Genomic DNA, 18,125 nt, shown 5'->3' with positions numbered 1-18,125 from the left:
CGCGGAATTGGCTGTGCATAAAGCTGTGGAGAAGTAGTGGGATAGCGGCAGGATAAGCCAGGGATAAGTCGGCACACTTGACGCTGCAATTGTCGTGCATCTACCGTGTGGAAAAGCCTGTGGCTAACCATGTGCAAATCTTGTGTGGATGCCCGTTATAAGTAGTGGGATAACTCTGTATAACTTGCTCACACCGCAATGCGCGTCTCGAATTTGCTGCGGAAAGTAGAGAAGTAAGCCTTCACATTCCGCACATTCGCGTGGCTGGTGAACACCCGGTGCGCCAGCGCGTGATAGGCCGGCATATCGGCCACCTGCACCACCAGCACAAAGTCCGGCCCCGGCGCCACGCGGTAGCATTGCAGCACTGCCGCCTCGCCGGCCACCACCGCTTCAAACTCGGCCATCCGCTCGGCGGCCTGGACATCGAGCGAAATCTCCACCACCGCCGTCAGGCTGGGCCCGACCTTTTCCGGCGCCACAATGGCAACCTCGCGCTCGATCACGCCCGTTTCGCGCAGATATTTGACGCGACGCAAGCAAGTGGGTGGCGAAACATGCACGGCGGCCGCCAATTCAGCATTGGTTTGAGATGCATCAACTTGCAATGCATTAAGTATGCGACGATCTATTTCATCCATATATCTAATTTGAAATAATATTTCATGATGTGGGTGTGATGAAATTTTATATCAAATATATGCCAACTTCGAAAACATATTTCATGACGCCTGCTCTACGATGGCTTTCGGACTAACTGAAGAGGTTTCTTATGTGCGGCATCGTCGGCGCAGTAGCGCAACGCAATATCACTCCCATCCTGCTGGAAGGCCTGAAACGGCTGGAATATCGCGGCTACGACTCCTGCGGCGTCGCCCTGCACGTGGATGGCCAGTTGCAGCGCTCGCGCAGCACCTCGCGCGTGGCCGATCTGGAAAAGCAGATCGCGGGAGCGCATATGCAAGGCTTCACCGGCATCGCCCACACCCGTTGGGCCACGCATGGCGCACCGGCGTCGCACAACGCCCACCCGCACTTCTCGCCGACCACCGAACAGGCGCGCATCGCGCTGGTGCACAACGGCATCATTGAAAACCACGACGAACTGCGCGCCGAGCTGACCGCGCTCGGCTACGTCTTCCAGAGCCAGACCGACACCGAAGTCATCGCCCACCTGGTCGACCACATGTACAACGGCGACCTGTTCGATACCGTCCAGCAAGCCGTCAAGCGCCTGACCGGCGCCTACGCGATCGCCGTGTTCAGCCGCGAAGAGCCGCACCGCGTGGTCGCTGCGCGCCAGGGCTCGCCGCTGATCGTCGGTTTGGGCCAGGGCGAAAACTTCGTCGCCTCGGACGCGATGGCGCTGGCCGGCACCACCGACCAGATCATCTACCTCGACGAAGGCGACGTGGTTGACCTGCAACTGGGCCGCGTATGGGTCGTCGACAGCAACGGCAAGCCGGTCCAGCGTGAAGTGAAAACCGTGCAGGCGCACACCGGCGCGGCCGAGCTGGGCCCGTATCGCCACTACATGCAGAAAGAAATCTTCGAACAGCCGCGCGTCATCGGCGACACCCTTGAAGGCGTCACCGGCATCATGCCCGAGCTGTTTGGCGACGGCGCCTACAACGTCTTCAAGCAAATCGACCGCGTGCTGATCCTGGCCTGCGGCACCAGCTACTACTCGGGCCTGACCGCCAAGTACTGGATCGAATCGGTGGCCAAGATCCCGGTCAACGTCGAGATCGCCAGCGAATACCGCTACCGCGACAGCGTGCCGCACCCGAACACCCTGGTGGTGACCATCTCGCAAAGCGGCGAAACGGCCGACACGCTGGCGGCCCTGAAGCACGCGCGCAGCCTGGGCATGGAGCACACGCTGACCATCTGCAACGTCGCCACCAGCGCCATGGTGCGCGAATGCAAACTGGCCTACATCACCCGCGCCGGCGTGGAAGTGGGCGTGGCCTCGACCAAGGCCTTCACCACCCAGCTGGCCGCGCTGTTCCTGCTGACCTTGTCGCTGGCGCAAGTCAACGGCCGCCTCAGCGACGAGCAAGAAGCCGAGCACCTGAAAGCCATGCGTCACCTCCCGGTGGCGATTTCGGCGGTGCTGGCGCTGGAGCCGCAAATCATCGCCTGGGCGGAAGATTTCGCGCGCAAGGAAAACGCCCTGTTCCTGGGCCGTGGCATGCACTACCCGATCGCGCTCGAAGGCGCGCTCAAGCTCAAGGAAATTTCCTACATCCACGCCGAAGCCTATCCGGCGGGCGAGCTGAAGCACGGCCCGCTGGCGCTGGTGACCGACGAAATGCCGGTCGTCACCATCGCGCCGAACGACGCGCTGATTGAAAAGCTGAAATCGAACATGCAGGAAGTGCGCGCGCGCGGCGGTCAGCTGTACGTCTTCGCCGACGTCGACTCGCGCATCACCTCGGGCGAAGGCCTGCACGTGATCCGCCTGCCGGAACACTACGGCCTGTTGTCGCCGATCCTGCACGTGGTCTCGTTGCAGCTGCTGGCCTACCACTCCGCCCTGGCACGCGGCACCGACGTCGACAAGCCACGCAACTTGGCCAAGTCGGTGACGGTGGAGTAAAGGGCTGAATCGAGACAATAAAGTCCGTCGGAGAACAATAAAGTCCGTCGGGCTTTTTAGGACGTCGCTAGTGGCGGTGTCTTACTCTGGCACCGTGTTCATATACCGAGCTGGGAGCAGCGGTAGAGGATGGCGGCGGGCTGCACTCGGCAACATTGCGGTAGAAATCGAGTGCAGTCCCTGTTTCTCTAGTTACTCGTTGTGGCGTGCATGCCGCCACCGCTCCCAGCCCTGAGCAACTGGCCGGGGAGCCTGCCCGTTGAAAATCCTATTTCATACCGCTTTCGCGGCTCCGTCGTTGTCGTCAGACTCTTTTGTCTTCTTCGGTTGGGCTTTGTGGACGCTAAGCGACACCTGTTCGCCGGTTCGACAAGCTTGTTTTCTCAGACATTGCCAACAACCTGCGGATTAACGGCCTGCTAGCCTTTTCGCAACAAACCCGCATGGGCTTTGGCTTTTGGCGAAACTATTGGAATATTTCATTGCGTTCTATCAGTTTCCGGCATGAGATTTAAAGCCCTTCTTGATTTATTCCCCAGCTAACAAGTTCATCCGGGCCTCTTCTGCGGTTACAAAAATTGGCAATTCGATTACTAACTGATAGATTATCAACAATTACGCGGAGCAACGGCGCGCGAACCTGACATTTCACGAGCGACACTTACCTGACCATCTATGGCGCCTGCGCAAGCAAAACTCACCGAGATATTCTCCCTCAGCCAAGACCCCAAGCTGGCCGAGGCGGGGGGCGGCCATGGGCAGAAGGGGGTGGATTTCCAACGCTATTGGGCCATCCTCAGGATATTCGAGCTCAAGGAAAAGGGCTCCAATGACTTCCTCCTGCTTTTCGAGTCCATCCAAGACGTCGCAGAATTCGACTCTGAAACATCTCCGAGCCGGATCGACATATACCAGATCAAGAAAAAAGACGGTGGCGAATGGTCGTTTAACGACCTTACCGGCATGCTGAAGCCTGACGGCCGTAAGAAGAAGGTAGCCCCAACTTTGTCCAAGGTGGAAAAGAGTCCCCTCGGCAAGCTGTACAAGGCTGGACTGTCGGTTCAGCAGTTGGATGCCAACGCGCATTTCGTTTCGAACGCCGGTTGCGACCTCCCGCTGGCGACGAGTGGCATGGCCTCGTCGCTGATCAAGTGCCTGGTCTCGGAACTAGACGCGGCCCACTTATCTTCCTTAGCGGATGGTCTCGCTCTTCTTCACGCAGCTCCGGGGGCGGTACCAGATCTTAAGCGCCTTACCCTGCGGAAAACGACCTTGCACCCCGAGGATCCACACCTTCTGGCATTAGGTGCCGCGACTGCGTACCTGAGCAAGCACCTGCCCGCGAGCGCTGGCCAGGCTAAGGCCTTCGTGGATGCCCTATTCGTCCAGCTGAGCGCTCTCGGGAGACAGACCCAGCCGGTATCCTCCTTCGAAGAATTGAGGCACCAAAGGGGCTACTCGATGGCGCAACTGGACGCGGCGCTCAGTGATCTCAAGGGCGTTCCGGACCTTAATTCTCACCTCGAAAAGGTGCTCGATGGTCTTTTGCTGGAGGGCCTCCCACCTCTCAAGAGGCTTTCCATCGACGTCTGCATGGCGAAGTACTTTTCCGCCCTCGTGTCGGGATCTCGTGGGGCCGACGAGCAAGCTCTTATCGACGAGTGCGAAAAGGCCGCGCCTCCAATCCTAGCCGCGTTTCCGCTTCTTCCAGCGCTTGAATCAGAAGCTGCCAGGATCGCAGCATCGCATCCGGCCTTCAAAAGTATCGAGGTCCTCGCCTATTTGCTAATTCAGGTGACGAAAAATGCCGCAGCCTAACTTCAGAAAACTCCTTCGAGCCCTTTCCACAAAATCTTATGAGAACCTTCCAATTCGAAAGCATTTCGCTGCTATCGCACCGCGACAAAAAAGCAAGGAAGGTCAGCTTTCATCCCCACAGGAACCTGATTCAGGGCGAGAATCACACGGGGAAATCAAGCCTCGTTAAGCACCTCTTCGTGACGCTTGGAGCCAAGCCACTGGGAACCCTTGAGCAGTGGGACCCGCACACTGTCTCTGCAGTACGCTTTAAGGTGGACGGGAGGCCATTTACAGCGATCCACCACAATGGTTCTAGGTCACTTTACGGCCCGGTCGGAGAGCTTTTGAAGGCAACTGATTCCCATCCTGACTGGGCGGAAGCATTCGCAGAACTAGTCGGATTCAATCTGATGCTGACCTCGCGGAAGACAGGCCAAGGTGTACTCGCCGACCCCGCGTGCTTCTTCCTGCCCTTCTACATCGACCAAGACGGGAGCTGGCGTGAAAAGTGGGACACGTTCCCTGCGACCATGCGATACGCGGCCCCGGTACGCAGTATCCTAGAGTATTTCAGCGGCATCAAGCCTGCCGAATACTATGAGCTCAAAAGCGAGTACAGCGCCGTGTCGAAAGAAGCGGACGCGCGGACCAGCGAGATGAAGCTCCTCGAACGCGCCCGCGCTAGGCTCAGCCAGACGCTTCCTGTAGGCACCGTGAAGCTGTCAGAACAAGGTTTCGAGGAAGAAATCCAGCGTTTGACTGTGGAGGCAAGCGAGCTGAACGGGCTCCAAGAATCTTTGCGGGAGAAATTCGTCAGAGAGGGTGAACTCGTGGCAAGCATCGACCGCCAGATCCAAGTGGCGCTCGCGTCACTGAGGGAATATGCAGGAGACCAGAAGTACCTCGCAAGCATCGCGAATGCTCACGAAATTGTATGCCCAACGTGCGGCGCTGAGCATGAGCAGTCGTTCCTACACTACCTGGGATACGCTGAGGACGCGCGAATACTAGAGGAACTTACCCGCACTCTTCAGAAGGATCTCGTTGCGGCCAAGCGCCAGTTGGGTACAACTAGCACCGAGCTCCAGTCGCTGCGTGGCAACTACGCCCGGATCAGGGCGATCCTCGATACGAAGCGCGGAGAAATGCGTTTCAGTGAAGTCGTGGAATCTCACGGGGCGCAGGCCGCCCACACTGCGTTCGACGCCGAGCGCCAACAGATATCAGGCGAGCTCGCTGAATGGAACGCAAAGCTGTCGGGAATCGCCTCGCGGCTTGACGCGCTCGCGGACAAGAAGCGCACCAAGCGCATCGTCACGGCGTTCCGGGAGGCTTACTCCCAGGCGAGGAAGGCGCTCAAAGTGCCAGATCCCGCTGGTAACCCGAACATCGCCAGCAGGCCAAACCGCTCGGGCAGCGGCGGCCCTCGCCTGCTCCTCGCCTACTATGCGGCGCTTTGGAAGGTATGTCACGACGAGCAAGTCGGCATGTCGATCCCAGTAGTTATCGACTCGCCGAACCAGCAGGACCAGGATGACCTTAACTTGCACGTCGTGCTTGGATTCATCGCGGAGAGCCTTCCTGCATCAATGCAACTGATCGTCTGCGTGACGAAGCATTCTGACGCACAGCTCGACAAGACGGTCATTTTCAATAAGAAGTACAGCATGCTCCTCCCGGAGTTCTATGATGAAGTCGAAGCCGAAGTTGGCCCGCTCTATCGCCAGATGAACGCAGCATTGCTAAGCACTCCAATAGCAGAGGATAGGCAAGGTGAAGTCGCCTCTGAAACGGACGAATAGCCCAGCGTGAGGGCCATAGAAGAAGGCGGCAAAGGACCATCACACATGGATTTCCCCTTGGGCCATCGCCCGCTTGGCAAACGACCCAACGTGCGCAGAGAGATTTCTCGGGTAAAGCGCGATCCGCTCGAACCGTGGTTCACCTCAATGGAATTTGATTTGGATCCCGTGATTAGTACGGACGTCTCGCGCTACCGGGACGCATACAAACTCTACTATCTCTCGGTTCGGCGGTTCCTCACAAATATGTCCATTGTGGCTCGCTATATGAGCTCCGCTTACTACGCTCGCAAGTACCGCCAAAAATACTCCCCTTCCCAGAGAGCTATCGCGGAGAGGTATCGCGAGGTGGCTCCGTACACAGAGCTGGAAATAATAAACTGCCTAATCCACGCGAGAATCCTGTTGGATCGGGTGGCATCCCTGTCAAGCCACTTTCTGAAAGTCGGCAACCGGCCAAGCTTCAAGTCGTTTAACGACCACAAGAGGTTCTTCAAAAGGTTATTAACACCTTACGGCGACCATGAGGCTTACGCCGAACGCATCAAAAATGGCACCGACTGGTTCGACATGCCGCTAAAAGCAGTACGGGATGACTTCGTTGTCCATTCCGCGCCCAAACACATGAGATTCGTTGCCCTTCCGAACGATTTCGAAGTGGAACTACTGATTCTCCGGGCCGAGGGAGTCCCTCCTGAAAAGCCTCTTGCCAACTCCACACCTATCACGGTGAATGTCCTTCGTATGAGCCATGACATCGAGGACTTTCTAAGGTGGTACTGCAACTACGCCATATCAAAGCAATCTTAGGGATGCTGGAAAACGTAGAAGCAAGCATTTGCGGGTGGTGTTCGGCCCTTCGTATTAGAGCTATTGAAATACGTCATTGGCAATGAATCCAATTGCTGAGCAGCCTGATATTACAAGACCTCGACATAGGGGCCTTAGAGCATACTACTTAAATAGCTTCTCAGACAGTGCAAGTTGTCGCGAGGTGACAGCATGCTCAAGAGCTTTGCGAGTTTGCGGTAGCCTATCAAGTACACCCAGCTTCGCCTTGAGTTCCGGAATGCGCTGGTAAATTTGCCACAGGCGTAAGGGTAGACGATCAGCTGATCCGAGTAGCTGTAACGCAACTGCCTGTACCTGCCGGGAAAGCGTGGTGTCCCGTTCATCCCAGTGCACAGGTGATCGACTTGCCGAGCGTGTCATGCCTATTGCCGGCTGATGGTTTTTTAGCCATTCCCGATCATGGCGGTAGAGCCACATATAGGCTGCAGGCGCCTCGGCGCGTAAAAGCTTTATACCGAAAGATGGAAACTGCGTACGCTTTGCTTGCCATATCTCTCTCATCGATTGTAGCTGGTAATTGGTACGGGCGTTTAGCCAGGCGTCGTGCAGTCCCACGATGCTATTTCTTGTTCTTGTTATTGTCGTGATGGAGAGGCTATGTTTGACGGCGATATCCTTTATCGTAGTGCCGCTTCTAAGATCGTCTACGACCGCGTCGAGCAATGTGCTGCGTAAAAGCTTTGGGCGCTTTTTGCTCGTAATGCCCTCTTGAGCCAGCGTCGCCATCGCCGTGTACACATCCATTCCAAGTTCGCGAGATGCACCCGAGACAGAAAAGCCTTTCTGTAATAACCTGATCAGCTCAGGCGTGGATGGCGCTTGCATAGGCTCCTGTTTCGGCACCGCCTCAGCGCCAGCCTGCGGAATTGCTGTGATGCTGACCGTTGCGTTATAGGCGCTGATAAATTGATCCCAACTGCTGAACAGCCAGCTAATAAGAACTAAGTGTCTTAGTGGATGTGTGCCGCTTCTAGATAGGCGAAGGATTCGGCCGAGCTGTGCCTCTAGGTCCGCCGAATCGGGCTTTTGCAGATTGAGTTCAGGGATGGAGCTCAACGGCGCAATGTGACGTGCAAATTTTTGGCTGGCTTCGCTCAATCGTAGGCTGCCGCTTTTCGAAGTCAATCCATGGCGATTCAGTGCCACATTGTAGGTGGCCTGTAATGCGGTGGCTGAAAAGTGAAAATGTGCCGGTAGCCTAGCCAAACCGAGTGAGCATGAAGAGAGAATCGATAGGTGCTCATGGATTTGATCGATGTTGCTAGCGGCCTCTTCGTGCTGCCATGCCGATTCCAAGATATTGTGGTTCGGAAGATAGAATTGGAAGCGCCCCACGCCGTTTGCCTTAACGGTCGCCTCGCGGAGTGCAGTGCCGTGGTCAGGACATAGCCATACACCTGGAAATTGATGGCTGAGGTGCCAATAGGATACTGAGTGCCTAGCCTGATCCTCTCGCATGCACTCGGTGCAGGCCTTGAGCGGATGATGTGCGCGAAATCTACTGGTGAGTATCCCCAACCTGAATTTCAACGATGAGATATCACCAGCCTCGAACGCTGCCGTTATCTCTGATGCGTGCATGGGCTGGCGCATAGGAAGATAGAACGGCAGGACTGTGCGCTGGTGAATGATTTGGGAAGCCGTACCCAAGGTGGAATTGGTGCGACTGGCAAAAGCGTCTAGGCCGCTGGGGAAATCGTGTTGGTATCCAAGCCGCGGTTGCCCGAACAATTGATTTAAAGTAGTTTTTGACGTGGCGTTGCAACTTAGGCGGTGGTAACGGCACGCTAAGCTGTAGAACGTCTCATCAGGCAGCCATTTAGGTAGATCAAAGGCGGCGAATAAAGGCATCGAGTGCATCATGTTCTCCATCCAGCATGCCGCCAGGCGTGCAGATTTTGTTGACCAGAGCCTTAAGTCTGCCAAGCTTACTTTATACGACGGAGCTGTTCTGGCGCGGGGACAGGTGCAGGCGTAGGCGGCGGCTGATGAGTTTGGACCTTTGCTCGGTCAATGTACCAAGCGCCGACAATGAGCAATACCAAAGCGAAAATCCCCAAGATCACGCGTGATAACAGATCGACAGGCACTGGTAGGCCAGCCACCACGACAACAAAGACTGCCAGAATCATCAAGGCGAGACCGAAAGTCTTCCCGGATTCTCGTCGTGCATCCCTTTGACGGGTATCACTTTGCACGCGTTCCATCACCTCATTTAAGGTGTCTTGCGCTTGTTTCGCAACCTCATCAATATCTGTCTTGTCCATAACGGTGTTGATTCACGCTGCACTGCGTAGGTAAATGTCGATTTCTTTGAGATCAAAGCTCTCATGCTGGGCAAACTTTTCGTACAAGAGCTTTTGAAGCAAAAAGTGGTTTTGAGTCGATACCACCATGTTGTGTTCGGAGGCCCAATTGTTGATGCCAACGTTGATTGCTTGTAGAAGTCGCCAATTGAGGCTGCTGTGCATTCGCCGACCAGTCACTAAGAACAGAATATCCACGCCAGCCTGATCCGCGCGCTCAAGCAGTTTCATATCCAGAAAGCTCTTGCCGATTTCGCAGTTCGCGATGGTTCCCCGACTTGTCCCCAACGCTTGTGCTAACTCTTCTTGGGTCAGGCCCTTCCGGTTGCGCTCGTCTTTAAGACGGCTGCCATAGTCACCAGCACTCATAGATTTGTACAAATAATTGACATCATGCGCAATCTTGACACATTTACTTAACATCGGCATCATGTTTTTATGAATACCCATTCTTCAGATGTCAGAACTTTGGAACAGGCCCGTCATTGGTTCGAGGCTCGTGGCATCAGTGTTTCAGATTGGGCTAAAGAGAATGGCTTTCCTAGAGATGTGGTCTATGCGGTATTGGCCGGTCGAACGCGTGGTCGGCGAGGCCGAGCGCATCAAGTCGCTGTTGCGCTCGGTATCAAACCAGCACCCCCCGCCACTGTTGAGCTTGGCGCTGTAGAGGCCAAGGTAGAAACAGATTCTGGAAATTCTTCTAAGGAGAATGTCATGCCACCATAAAATTTATGGGGGAGAAAACACAATCGCCCAGAGCCTTGGGGAAGGCATCTGAGCGATTTTGGACTGTGCATGGAAAACGCCTAGTTTTCTTACCATCACTTTCCGACGAAATGCTCTCTTTGTCAAGAGACACGGGTACCTGCTGCCCGTATTTTGTGTGTGTTGCCCCTCCAATCCCGTCTATAAGATAGTCACGCCGGCTTAAGTCCGGTGTGGTTCTTCACGCTCCCAAAGAGAGAGGATCAAATGGGGTACCTCACGCGGCCGAGCGCCGCCAGACTTAAGCAAATTCACGACCGGCAAGATAATCCAGGCTGGGGTAAAAAATATGTTCCCTCGATAAAAGCGACAAGGGAGGAGGCGCCGTCGAGCAGTCGGCCAGCGCTGGTGTACTCCGGGAAATTAGAGCGAGATGTGCACACCTTGTCGAAGGTGGAAACAGAGGCTCTTTTGATAGGACTGTATTGTCCGAAGGTGTTCGACCTACATGAAGAACGAATGTTGGCGTACCTGCCTTGTACGCATCCGTTAGCACAGCATCCTCGCACCAGGCATCTTTCGTGGCCGAACTCCCGTGGAACACTTGCTGCGGCCGAAGAGCTGTCTGCGCTGAGGTGCCATCCAACGATCAAGGTTCCGGATCCTAAGTTGGACGGAGAGCTGATGGAAATTCCATTCCCCTTGATCGGAGATTTTTTATGGTTTCTTGAGGACGAAGCCGGATGCTATTGCGTCAATTGGACGATAAAAGGAAGCCGGGAAGATTTCGCGATCAGTCCTCAATTTAGCTCTCCAGTAATGCCGGCAACGAAAGCCACCGGCGCCGCGTGGAAGGCGTCAATGCGTCATGGTATCGAGGAAATCTACTATTTGGACTTCGGAATCAGAACGCAACGGATCACCCGAGATGACTACTCGCGTGCGTTGGTTAATAACCTGGCTCAGATTTTCGGGTGGATACACAGGCCTGTTGCACTGCCGGAAGCCGTGCAGAAGAAAATCTTTAACTGGCTGTGCGTTGCGCTTTCCACGGGGATACCGCCTTTTCAAATGTGGTCCGAGCTGGCAAGCACGGAACGTGTGAGTCTATACGATGTTAAGTATGTGATGTATCGCGCGATATGGGAGAGGCAACTGAAGGTTGACCTATTTCAACCTATTCATATCGACTGGCCATTATTGCCGGAGAAACGAGATGCGTTAGATGTGTATGCCGAATGGTTTCGGCGGTAGGCCATGGGCATTCAAATTGGTACCCAGCTCATTGCACCCAACGGCTATAAGAAGTTGGAAAAAGATGTTACTTATTATTTTCTACGCAGCAGTGCGCGCACGGAACGAGTAACGCTTGTGCAGTACATCGTGTCTCCGTCTGGCAGAACACGAAATGGAAAACTTGTAGCAGACGCTGAGGCTCAATATCGCACTCAGATGGTCGTGCTGCCTCGATGTCAGTTCGAGCAAGGTATTCAAACTAAGAAAATTTTACCTTGCGCGCGTCAGTCGACATTGCCGCCATGGTTAGCCGGATATGAAGGCATAGATCTAGGTTGGTCGGATGAAAACCGACGGAACGCGCGCGTGCGGCATAGTGATCGGATCGACAATCGGCTGAAACTTATTCAACCATTGTTGAACATAAAGACGGATATCCTCGACTCTGAAAAACCTGAGAAGGCGATCAACAAATATGCGCGAGAGTGCACTCCTGTGCAAAACGAGCGCCGATTGCGTCTTTGGTTTTTGACATACATTCTCTTCGGTCAGAATCGCTTCGCTTTGCATTACGGTATTGCGGCAATAGGCCGCTGGGAGCGGAGTAGTGTGGGAACAGTCAAACGCGGTGCGCCATCAACGTACAAAGGGAAACACCACGGCTATAACGTCGACGAAACCATGTACAAGAAAATCATCGAAGGATTTGATCGCTTTGCTCGCAGAGGGGTTAAGAGAGGAATCATTTATGAGAAAACTTTGCAGTATGTCTTCGAGTGCAAAGTGATCACCGGCCAACACCGACGAAAGAGTTACGTTCAGCCTGATGGTTTGCCATATCCCTCAGAACGACAGTTTTTTTATTGTGTCGGTAAAGAGTACGGAACGAGCACGGTTGCTGAAATCAAGATCGGCAGAGGTCGTGCGCGCATGGAGCTGGCTCCGTCACAAGGCCCTTTCACGGAAGCGGTGAGTAACCTGATGGAGTCCGTTGAAGCCGATGGTTATTTCTTCGAGGATTTGCCAAGCGGTATTATCGACGGATGTCCCCTACCGCCCCTTTGTGAGGTCCGCTTGCGAGATGTAGCGAGTGGAGCAATTGTCGGTATTGGATTTAGTCAGGGCGCAGAACGTGCTGCGGCATATCGCATGGCAATGTTTTGTGCTGCGATTTGTAAGGTCAAGTACTGTGCGCTGTTTGGAATGACCATCGAGCCAGAAGAGTGGCCTACCATCGGCCTGCCTTCAAAGTACATCACTGATCGCGGAGTCGGCGCTACTCCCACAGCCTTCGCGCGCGACATTGTTTTCAAGCCAGCAATTAGAGAGCTAACGCCTTCGTACTCAGGACAGTCTAAAGCAGTGATTGAGTCTTCTCATCCGAAGACGACAAGCAACTTGGATGCACCTTTTCATAGGCAGTCTCAACTCAGGCCGACACAAATGATCCGCCGCGAAATTTTGGCTACGATTCGTGACAATGATTGCATGCTGGTGCAATCGCGCCTGACACCAGATCTTGTGGACAAAGTGCGTACCCCCACTCCGATAGGAGTTTGGGAAGCTATGGACAGGTTAGGGAGAAATGATGCTCAGCGAATATCCTTTGAAGATGCGGTGAGAAATTTTTTATCTATCATCCCAGTAAAAGTAAGAGCCGATGGCGTATTTTTGAATAGCCGTAGATATGATTCAGAACAATTACGTGCCACGAGAATATTGGATAAGGTAGCCCGATCGCAAGGGTTGGATATGCAGGCTTACCACCTTGACGGGACTGTTCGGTACATATGGATTCAAGTCGGAGGCCAGTTGGTTGAGTTAGAGATTCAACTGGCGTTGCGCGTTCAAGAGAGCGCAAAGAATTTAACTCTGGAAGAGTTGCAGCAATGGGAAGCGCACGAGCGCCAACAGCGTTCTATTCACAAGGAGCATGTGCATGCCTCTAATACTGAAATGCGGATGCGTTTCGAGGAAGAGACAGGAAAGAAGTCGGACAGCGTCACCACAAAAAGTGGTCGAGCACGCCGAGGAACTGCGCAGGCCAAGCGTGAAGCTGCTGAAGCTAGAGCTGAGCATGAAGGTGGTCGTGCCCGATGAGCAAAAAGGAAAACCCTTGGTCAAAAAGGTTTCAAGACATTCTGGATATTGATGAAATTAAACGGCGCGCAGGTCGGCCTGCACGCCAGCTTCTATCGTTGGAAAAAGATACCGTTGAACATGCCTGCTCTCGCATTGATGATGAGCTTCAAGAGATTTTTGTAGCTACGTCACGGGCTGTTGAAATTCTCCATAAATTTATTGAGCACGCGCATAGCCATTCGCTGTCGCGTTATTTGGATATGCCCATGTTCTTGCGTCAATGCTATGACGGCGAGAATGATACAGAGCCATACTTACCATATATACTCACGGGCCCTGCGGGCACTGGCAAGACCCAACTCGCGCATGCATTGATGCGGATTCTCCCGCAATCATCCACCATTCAACCGGACCCTTATCATCCAGCGATTCCGTTGATCGCAGCCAGGTATGTGGCCATAAAAACGATAAAGAAATTATCTGGCGTGCTGCAAACGTTAGCTGGACCTACATCGGGATTAGGGACATTGGGATCTCGTGCGGCCACTTCAATTGATGCGTGCGCGCGATGGCAGTATATATGTGGCACTTCGCTATTGATTGCTGATGAGCTCCAGTTCATTTCGCAAAGCAGTCAGGCCTCTACCCGCATTGCACAAGTGTTACTAGGTTTGTCTTACCTACTCATGCCCACAGTCTTTATCGGAAATTACAGCCTGATACATCGGCTGCGCAAACGACCTCAAGAAGAACGTCAGCGACTTCTGGGGCGGCCGCTTATTCTACTACTGCCAGACTTGCCATCGAGCGCAGATTGGGCCGCAGTCTTGACTGAGTATCAGCGCGCCGTGCCAGGGGTCTACCAATTTGATTTTGTAGAAAAGCGGAATGAACTATGGTCGTTGTGCGCAGGGCTGAAGCGCGAACTCATAAAGTTGCTGATTGTCGGCTATCGGCAATGTCGCCGGCGTGGTAAGACCACAGTTTCTTGGGAGGATATTGAGTTCGCATACCGATCGCCAGATTTCTTCGATCAACGGACAGACATAGAAGAACTCATTGTGCAGTCAATTGATGGGACAAAAGGCCGAGATGATCTGCGCTGTCCGATACCCACGGACCTCTCGTTGGAAAATGAATACCTGCAGGCCTTGAAAGACGTCAGGGCTAAAAAAGTGGCCGAGGTAGTGATCTGGGATGCTATGACGAAGGATGAACGAATGGCCGCTAAGCAGGAACAGGCTGCGGCGCCGATGCATCGGTCAAAGCATCAGGCTACATCTCAACGACGGCGCGAGAAACTGTCTGCGAGTGACTTACAGGAAAACGCAGCACGATACAGAAACCAGTCCCCAAAATAGGGGTTACGCGAATGGTTTGCGCCGATGTTAGTAAGTAGCCGGCCGCTGTCTGCTTCACCTTGCCCTACGTGCTCACCTGCATCAGTTTCCTAGCGCAATGCTGCGAAGGACTGTCGCAGGTGGGCATACCGAATGGATGTGCAATACTGCCGGCGCTACACCTATGGCTTACATGATTACGCGGCCACGATCCCCATACCCTGCAGGCCGGATTTCCATTGAAGCCAATTGGCCGAGCAAGGAGTTCCTGCATTTGAAGCTACCGGTCGCGGACTGAATCCACGCTCCCCGTTCGCGTTCAAGCCATGATGCCGCAAACGCATTGCCGGCCTTAAAACCAGCTTGATAATTGGATAACCAGTCGGAGGCCTTCGCTTCCGGACAAATCGCTACGTTGATTGCTAACTCGGAATATCCCGCATCGGCTGCATAGGCCATCGCTGGAAGACCGTTGGGTAGTTCGAATGAGAAGCGTACGGACGAGTGATCATGCGGGTTGTCAGGCCCAGTCCAACCTGGCCAGCGGTTATCCTCTGGCCGCAGTGTGAAGAGTTTGCGCCGGAGTCCCTCGTTCACTGCTGCCACCACCATGTTGCGGTAAGCCTTTTCACGCTGGCTCTTATAGTGAATATCGTATGCGCGCCTACAAGTGGTTTTGAGCAGCACCGGCGAGTCAATGAGTTCAAATCCAAACGACAAATCAGGTTCGTGGCCCAACTCCTTCAGTCGGCTATCAAAATCCTCATCCACGAGCAGTACGTAGTCGTTATCGCTGCTCGACTGCATGGCGTCAATTAAGGATGCATGTGTTCGAAACCCGAGCGCGGCGGCCAACGCTTCGCTCAAATGGGATGAACCAACTTCAGGGTATTCCTCTCGAAGCGCTTTTTTAACCTCAGCAAGGTGTTCTTTGCGCAGCAAAATGGAAGACATAACAACCTCCAATCAATTTACTGGCCAGCGTCCGCCGATTACGCACCGACCATAGATTGAAGGACGGGTATAGGTAAGAAACAGTCTGATTTAACCCGGCGGCAGGTTTGGCCCAGACGGCACGCCACAAGCATACCTGAGATCGGCAAAATTTCAAGGCTTGTGGGGTGTTTGGTAGGAACGCAGGTATCTTCTATTCGCATACCAAGTTCGCGCTCAAGCTCTGGTAGGACTTAATCCAAATAGATCACTTTTGCTTCGCTTTTATTGGGGACATAGGTACCAGATAGCCAAAGCCCGCTTTTGGATCATCGAAAAAAAGCGCTAGGAAGAATGCAATTGCTGCGCTGTTCGACGGTTTCGGTGAGCTTTCTAAAATAACCGAATCGATCAACCCAAACATTTGTCGACTTCGCTTTTTATGGATGCTTGGGAAGATATCGGCGAGCCATTCTCTTGGAAGCCTAGAAATGAGCAGGTCGCTCAAAAAGAAGTCTTGTTCATCTTGGCGATCGTTTGATCTTGCTGACCAAGAATGTCAAGACGCTGCCGCAGCGCCTGTTTAACAGCATTGTGGGTGAGCTGTGCTTCGCTTCTGATCATGAGTTCGACTACCTTGTGAAACCGTACGAGTAGCTCCGGGAGATTACTATAGTGATGATCTAAGTTTGTCGAAGCCGAAACTGAGAAGTGCAATTGGCGGTGCGGCATGTGAAAGAAGTCATCTTCTATCGGGCTGGTTCTGAGTATCGAGTTGTGCTTAACACACCAGTACATTCCTGGAAACTGATGTGCTCGGTGCCAGTAGCTGACGCTGTGCTTTATCAAATCGTCTGCAACACAGTCCTCGCATAGATGTGGCGGCCGAGAGCCAGGTACAACTAAAGCCCTTCTATTTTGCGTTCTTCTGTTCCATGTGTCTCCGCTCCAGTCAGTGAAGGCGAGATATGAAAGGAAGGTGTGCTCATGAATGTATTGTTTTGATGGCATACCGCATTGCTGAGCGACCGCTGCAATTTTACTGAGCTTGTCTTTTGCCGCTAGGCCTTGGTTGCTCAATCGCTCAAATGCAGCGATTGTTTCGGCGATAGAACTTAAACCATTGAGATGCCCGAGTCTGGCAATATGGCCTCGACAGTATTCGTCAGGATATGGTCGCGTGATAAGCATGATCTTACGTAGGCCGAATACCTCTCATCACGTCTTGTCATCACGGCTTGAGAGTTTTGCGCACATTTCAGTGACCCAGTTGTGTACCCAAACGCGATCATCTTCGTTTAGTCGATTGAGCAAAGCCGCCAGATCAATAGCTTGGTCGATTGATCTGGCGGAGCCGGCGCGAACGAGGGCATCCAGAGGTACATCAAAAACTTCAGCGAGATCAATTAACCGCAGCAGTGGTGGCAGCGTGGCGCCGCGTTCGAATCTTGAGATCGTTTCTTGTTCCACTCCCACCTTCGCAGCGACCTGCTCCTGAGTCAATTTGCGCGCAATGCGCTGCTTGGCCAATGCCTGCCCGATTCTTTTTGCAAATTTCTCTTCCTGCCGAGCCGTGACCATCTTCCACACCTTATGACTAGTAACCACATGAATGGTGGTATCGCCGTTGAATTCTGGTAACATCGCTTTATGTGGTAAGACCACAAATTTTGCATATATAGAGAGGGATGGAGATAGTTGATGCTCATTTCACACGTTGCTTTCAGATGCTTGGTAGTGGGCTTCTGGCTTGCGTTATCCGGATGTGCCACAACGCAGATACCAAAAGAGCAATTGCAGAATTTCGCATTGGTCGTGCCGCAGGATCTCTATGGAAATGGTGCTGCTATCACCTCAGTCTTTAGCGGTTCACAGAGAACGGCACTGCAGATGTCGATTGAAGGGCCGAATGTGCTAGCAGGTGTATTGACACGCCCTGGCGTGAACGTGCTACCTGGGCGGTACAGAGTTCAGGCTACGACATGCGGTAACTCAGGATGGTCTAGCTGCGCGCCTTATACTTACGAGTTTGAAGCTCAGGCCGGGATGGTGTACGTTCTTAGAGGGGCAGGCCAGCGTATCAATGTACTGGATCGGTTTAAAAAGACGCCGCAGGGATTCTTAAACCCCATTGCAGGCAATACATACATCACCGACCAGGAACTGATGGCCAAGCGTGAGCAAGAGTTGGTGGCTGATACAAATGCCAGCCTAGCAGTCGCGGAGCAACGCAAACGTGATCAGATATTTATTCGCAAAATCGGCGCCCATGTTTGTAAGGAATATGGGCGCGGCATCATCTATTCAGGTTATGTCGAGAGTATTACGGACGACAAAGTACAGATTCACATCGCCGCCGCTTACTTTAAGGACAGCCCAAATTTCCGTCCAACAGGTTTTTCTCCATCGACAATTTGGGAGTCTCCGCTGCAGTGGGACTTGTGTAGATGACACGGACAAATGCTGA

General features: G+C 53.4%; 17 protein-coding genes. 9 read left to right on the top strand and 8 right to left on the bottom strand.

Annotated features, from left to right (window positions below; genetic code table 11):
- Positions 1 to 188: 188 nt before the first annotated feature.
- Positions 189 to 641 carry an Lrp/AsnC family transcriptional regulator gene (locus tag ACXZ1M_RS13535; protein ID WP_459053658.1) on the bottom strand — a complete coding sequence of 151 codons (453 nt, stop codon included), beginning with the start codon at positions 639 to 641 and terminating at the stop codon, positions 189 to 191.
- A 131-nt stretch (positions 642 to 772) separates the two neighbouring features.
- Between ACXZ1M_RS13535 and glmS the strand changes: the two genes are divergently transcribed.
- From glmS to ACXZ1M_RS13515, 4 genes are all read left to right on the top strand, one after another.
- A complete protein-coding gene (glmS, locus tag ACXZ1M_RS13530) occupies positions 773 to 2,602 on the top strand; it encodes a glutamine--fructose-6-phosphate transaminase (isomerizing) (protein ID WP_459053657.1) in 1,830 nt (609 codons plus the stop codon).
- A 675-nt stretch (positions 2,603 to 3,277) separates the two neighbouring features.
- On the top strand, positions 3,278 to 4,420 hold the full coding sequence (locus ACXZ1M_RS13525; protein WP_459053656.1) for a dsDNA nuclease domain-containing protein: 1,143 nt from the start codon (positions 3,278 to 3,280) through the stop codon (positions 4,418 to 4,420).
- A gap of 38 nt (positions 4,421 to 4,458) precedes the next feature.
- Positions 4,459 to 6,204, top strand: a complete 1,746-nt coding sequence (locus ACXZ1M_RS13520) for a hypothetical protein (protein ID WP_459053655.1) — start codon at positions 4,459 to 4,461, stop codon at positions 6,202 to 6,204.
- A 45-nt stretch (positions 6,205 to 6,249) separates the two neighbouring features.
- Positions 6,250 to 7,014: a hypothetical protein gene (locus tag ACXZ1M_RS13515; protein WP_459053654.1), complete on the top strand. Its 765-nt coding sequence runs from the start codon at positions 6,250 to 6,252 to the stop codon at positions 7,012 to 7,014.
- A 144-nt stretch (positions 7,015 to 7,158) separates the two neighbouring features.
- Here the strand turns inward: ACXZ1M_RS13515 and ACXZ1M_RS13510 are convergent, their stop codons facing one another.
- From ACXZ1M_RS13510 to ACXZ1M_RS13500, 3 genes are all read right to left on the bottom strand, one after another.
- Complete coding sequence (locus ACXZ1M_RS13510; protein WP_459053653.1) at positions 7,159 to 8,919, bottom strand: TnsD family Tn7-like transposition protein; 1,761 nt, start codon at positions 8,917 to 8,919, stop codon at positions 7,159 to 7,161.
- A 65-nt stretch (positions 8,920 to 8,984) separates the two neighbouring features.
- Positions 8,985 to 9,323, bottom strand: coding sequence for a hypothetical protein (locus ACXZ1M_RS13505; RefSeq protein ID WP_459053652.1), 339 nt, complete (start codon positions 9,321 to 9,323; stop codon positions 8,985 to 8,987).
- Positions 9,324 to 9,335: 12 nt separating this feature from the next.
- Positions 9,336 to 9,812: a helix-turn-helix domain-containing protein gene (locus ACXZ1M_RS13500; RefSeq protein WP_459053651.1), complete on the bottom strand. Its 477-nt coding sequence runs from the start codon at positions 9,810 to 9,812 to the stop codon at positions 9,336 to 9,338.
- Between ACXZ1M_RS13500 and ACXZ1M_RS13495 the strand changes: the two genes are divergently transcribed.
- The 4 genes from ACXZ1M_RS13495 to ACXZ1M_RS13480 all read left to right on the top strand — a co-directional run bounded on the left by ACXZ1M_RS13495 (position 9,801) and on the right by ACXZ1M_RS13480 (position 14,746).
- Positions 9,801 to 10,088 carry a DNA-binding protein gene (locus ACXZ1M_RS13495; protein ID WP_459053650.1) on the top strand — a complete coding sequence of 96 codons (288 nt, stop codon included), beginning with the start codon at positions 9,801 to 9,803 and terminating at the stop codon, positions 10,086 to 10,088. The two genes, ACXZ1M_RS13500 and ACXZ1M_RS13495, sit on opposite strands and share 12 nt — an antisense overlap.
- A gap of 663 nt (positions 10,089 to 10,751) precedes the next feature.
- Positions 10,752 to 11,321, top strand: coding sequence for a PDDEXK family nuclease (locus ACXZ1M_RS13490; protein ID WP_459053649.1), 570 nt, complete (start codon positions 10,752 to 10,754; stop codon positions 11,319 to 11,321).
- A gap of 3 nt (positions 11,322 to 11,324) precedes the next feature.
- Positions 11,325 to 13,403, top strand: coding sequence for a hypothetical protein (locus ACXZ1M_RS13485; RefSeq protein WP_459053648.1), 2,079 nt, complete (start codon positions 11,325 to 11,327; stop codon positions 13,401 to 13,403).
- Positions 13,400 to 14,746 carry a hypothetical protein gene (locus ACXZ1M_RS13480; RefSeq protein WP_459053647.1) on the top strand — a complete coding sequence of 449 codons (1,347 nt, stop codon included), beginning with the start codon at positions 13,400 to 13,402 and terminating at the stop codon, positions 14,744 to 14,746. The genes ACXZ1M_RS13485 and ACXZ1M_RS13480 overlap by 4 nt, the downstream gene beginning before the upstream one ends.
- 168 nt (positions 14,747 to 14,914) lie before the next feature.
- Here ACXZ1M_RS13480 and ACXZ1M_RS13475 read toward each other — a convergent pair whose 3' ends face one another.
- The 4 genes from ACXZ1M_RS13475 to ACXZ1M_RS13460 all read right to left on the bottom strand — a co-directional run bounded on the left by ACXZ1M_RS13475 (position 14,915) and on the right by ACXZ1M_RS13460 (position 17,302).
- Positions 14,915 to 15,679 carry a hypothetical protein gene (locus tag ACXZ1M_RS13475; protein WP_459053646.1) on the bottom strand — a complete coding sequence of 255 codons (765 nt, stop codon included), beginning with the start codon at positions 15,677 to 15,679 and terminating at the stop codon, positions 14,915 to 14,917.
- 247 nt (positions 15,680 to 15,926) lie between these two features.
- A complete protein-coding gene (locus tag ACXZ1M_RS13470; protein ID WP_459053645.1) occupies positions 15,927 to 16,166 on the bottom strand; it encodes a hypothetical protein in 240 nt (79 codons plus the stop codon).
- Positions 16,163 to 16,849 carry a TniQ family protein gene (locus ACXZ1M_RS13465; RefSeq protein WP_459053644.1) on the bottom strand — a complete coding sequence of 229 codons (687 nt, stop codon included), beginning with the start codon at positions 16,847 to 16,849 and terminating at the stop codon, positions 16,163 to 16,165. The genes ACXZ1M_RS13470 and ACXZ1M_RS13465 overlap by 4 nt, the downstream gene beginning before the upstream one ends.
- A 27-nt stretch (positions 16,850 to 16,876) precedes the next feature.
- Entirely contained in the window at positions 16,877 to 17,302 is a 426-nt protein-coding gene (locus ACXZ1M_RS13460; protein ID WP_459053643.1) for a helix-turn-helix domain-containing protein, read from the bottom strand.
- Between the two features lie 57 nt (positions 17,303 to 17,359).
- On the opposite strand from ACXZ1M_RS13460, the gene ACXZ1M_RS13455 reads away from it, so the two are divergent.
- Positions 17,360 to 18,109 carry a hypothetical protein gene (locus ACXZ1M_RS13455; RefSeq protein ID WP_459053642.1) on the top strand — a complete coding sequence of 250 codons (750 nt, stop codon included), beginning with the start codon at positions 17,360 to 17,362 and terminating at the stop codon, positions 18,107 to 18,109.
- Positions 18,110 to 18,125 lie beyond the last annotated feature (16 nt).

It is taken from the genome of Duganella paludis, assembly GCF_054461335.1.
Note: the sequence above shows the minus strand (reverse complement) of the source record. Positions and strands in the feature narration are given on the sequence as shown.

What these genes read in the sequence shown, in the direction of transcription:
- ACXZ1M_RS13535 (WP_459053658.1), bottom strand. Translation starts at nt 641, where the DNA reads ATGGATGAAATAGATCGTCGCATACTTAATGCATTGCAAGTTGATGCA.
- glmS (WP_459053657.1), top strand. Translation starts at nt 773, where the DNA reads ATGTGCGGCATCGTCGGCGCAGTAGCGCAACGCAATATCACTCCCATC.
- ACXZ1M_RS13525 (WP_459053656.1), top strand. Translation starts at nt 3,278, where the DNA reads ATGGCGCCTGCGCAAGCAAAACTCACCGAGATATTCTCCCTCAGCCAA.
- ACXZ1M_RS13520 (WP_459053655.1), top strand. Translation starts at nt 4,459, where the DNA reads ATGAGAACCTTCCAATTCGAAAGCATTTCGCTGCTATCGCACCGCGAC.
- ACXZ1M_RS13515 (WP_459053654.1), top strand. Translation starts at nt 6,250, where the DNA reads ATGGATTTCCCCTTGGGCCATCGCCCGCTTGGCAAACGACCCAACGTG.
- ACXZ1M_RS13510 (WP_459053653.1), bottom strand. Translation starts at nt 8,919, where the DNA reads ATGATGCACTCGATGCCTTTATTCGCCGCCTTTGATCTACCTAAATGG.
- ACXZ1M_RS13505 (WP_459053652.1), bottom strand. Translation starts at nt 9,323, where the DNA reads ATGGACAAGACAGATATTGATGAGGTTGCGAAACAAGCGCAAGACACC.
- ACXZ1M_RS13495 (WP_459053650.1), top strand. Translation starts at nt 9,801, where the DNA reads ATGAATACCCATTCTTCAGATGTCAGAACTTTGGAACAGGCCCGTCAT.
- ACXZ1M_RS13500 (WP_459053651.1), bottom strand. Translation starts at nt 9,812, where the DNA reads ATGGGTATTCATAAAAACATGATGCCGATGTTAAGTAAATGTGTCAAG.
- ACXZ1M_RS13490 (WP_459053649.1), top strand. Translation starts at nt 10,752, where the DNA reads ATGGAAATTCCATTCCCCTTGATCGGAGATTTTTTATGGTTTCTTGAG.
- ACXZ1M_RS13485 (WP_459053648.1), top strand. Translation starts at nt 11,325, where the DNA reads ATGGGCATTCAAATTGGTACCCAGCTCATTGCACCCAACGGCTATAAG.
- ACXZ1M_RS13480 (WP_459053647.1), top strand. Translation starts at nt 13,400, where the DNA reads ATGAGCAAAAAGGAAAACCCTTGGTCAAAAAGGTTTCAAGACATTCTG.
- ACXZ1M_RS13475 (WP_459053646.1), bottom strand. Translation starts at nt 15,679, where the DNA reads ATGTCTTCCATTTTGCTGCGCAAAGAACACCTTGCTGAGGTTAAAAAA.
- ACXZ1M_RS13465 (WP_459053644.1), bottom strand. Translation starts at nt 16,849, where the DNA reads ATGCTTATCACGCGACCATATCCTGACGAATACTGTCGAGGCCATATT.
- ACXZ1M_RS13460 (WP_459053643.1), bottom strand. Translation starts at nt 17,302, where the DNA reads ATGTTACCAGAATTCAACGGCGATACCACCATTCATGTGGTTACTAGT.
- ACXZ1M_RS13455 (WP_459053642.1), top strand. Translation starts at nt 17,360, where the DNA reads ATGCTCATTTCACACGTTGCTTTCAGATGCTTGGTAGTGGGCTTCTGG.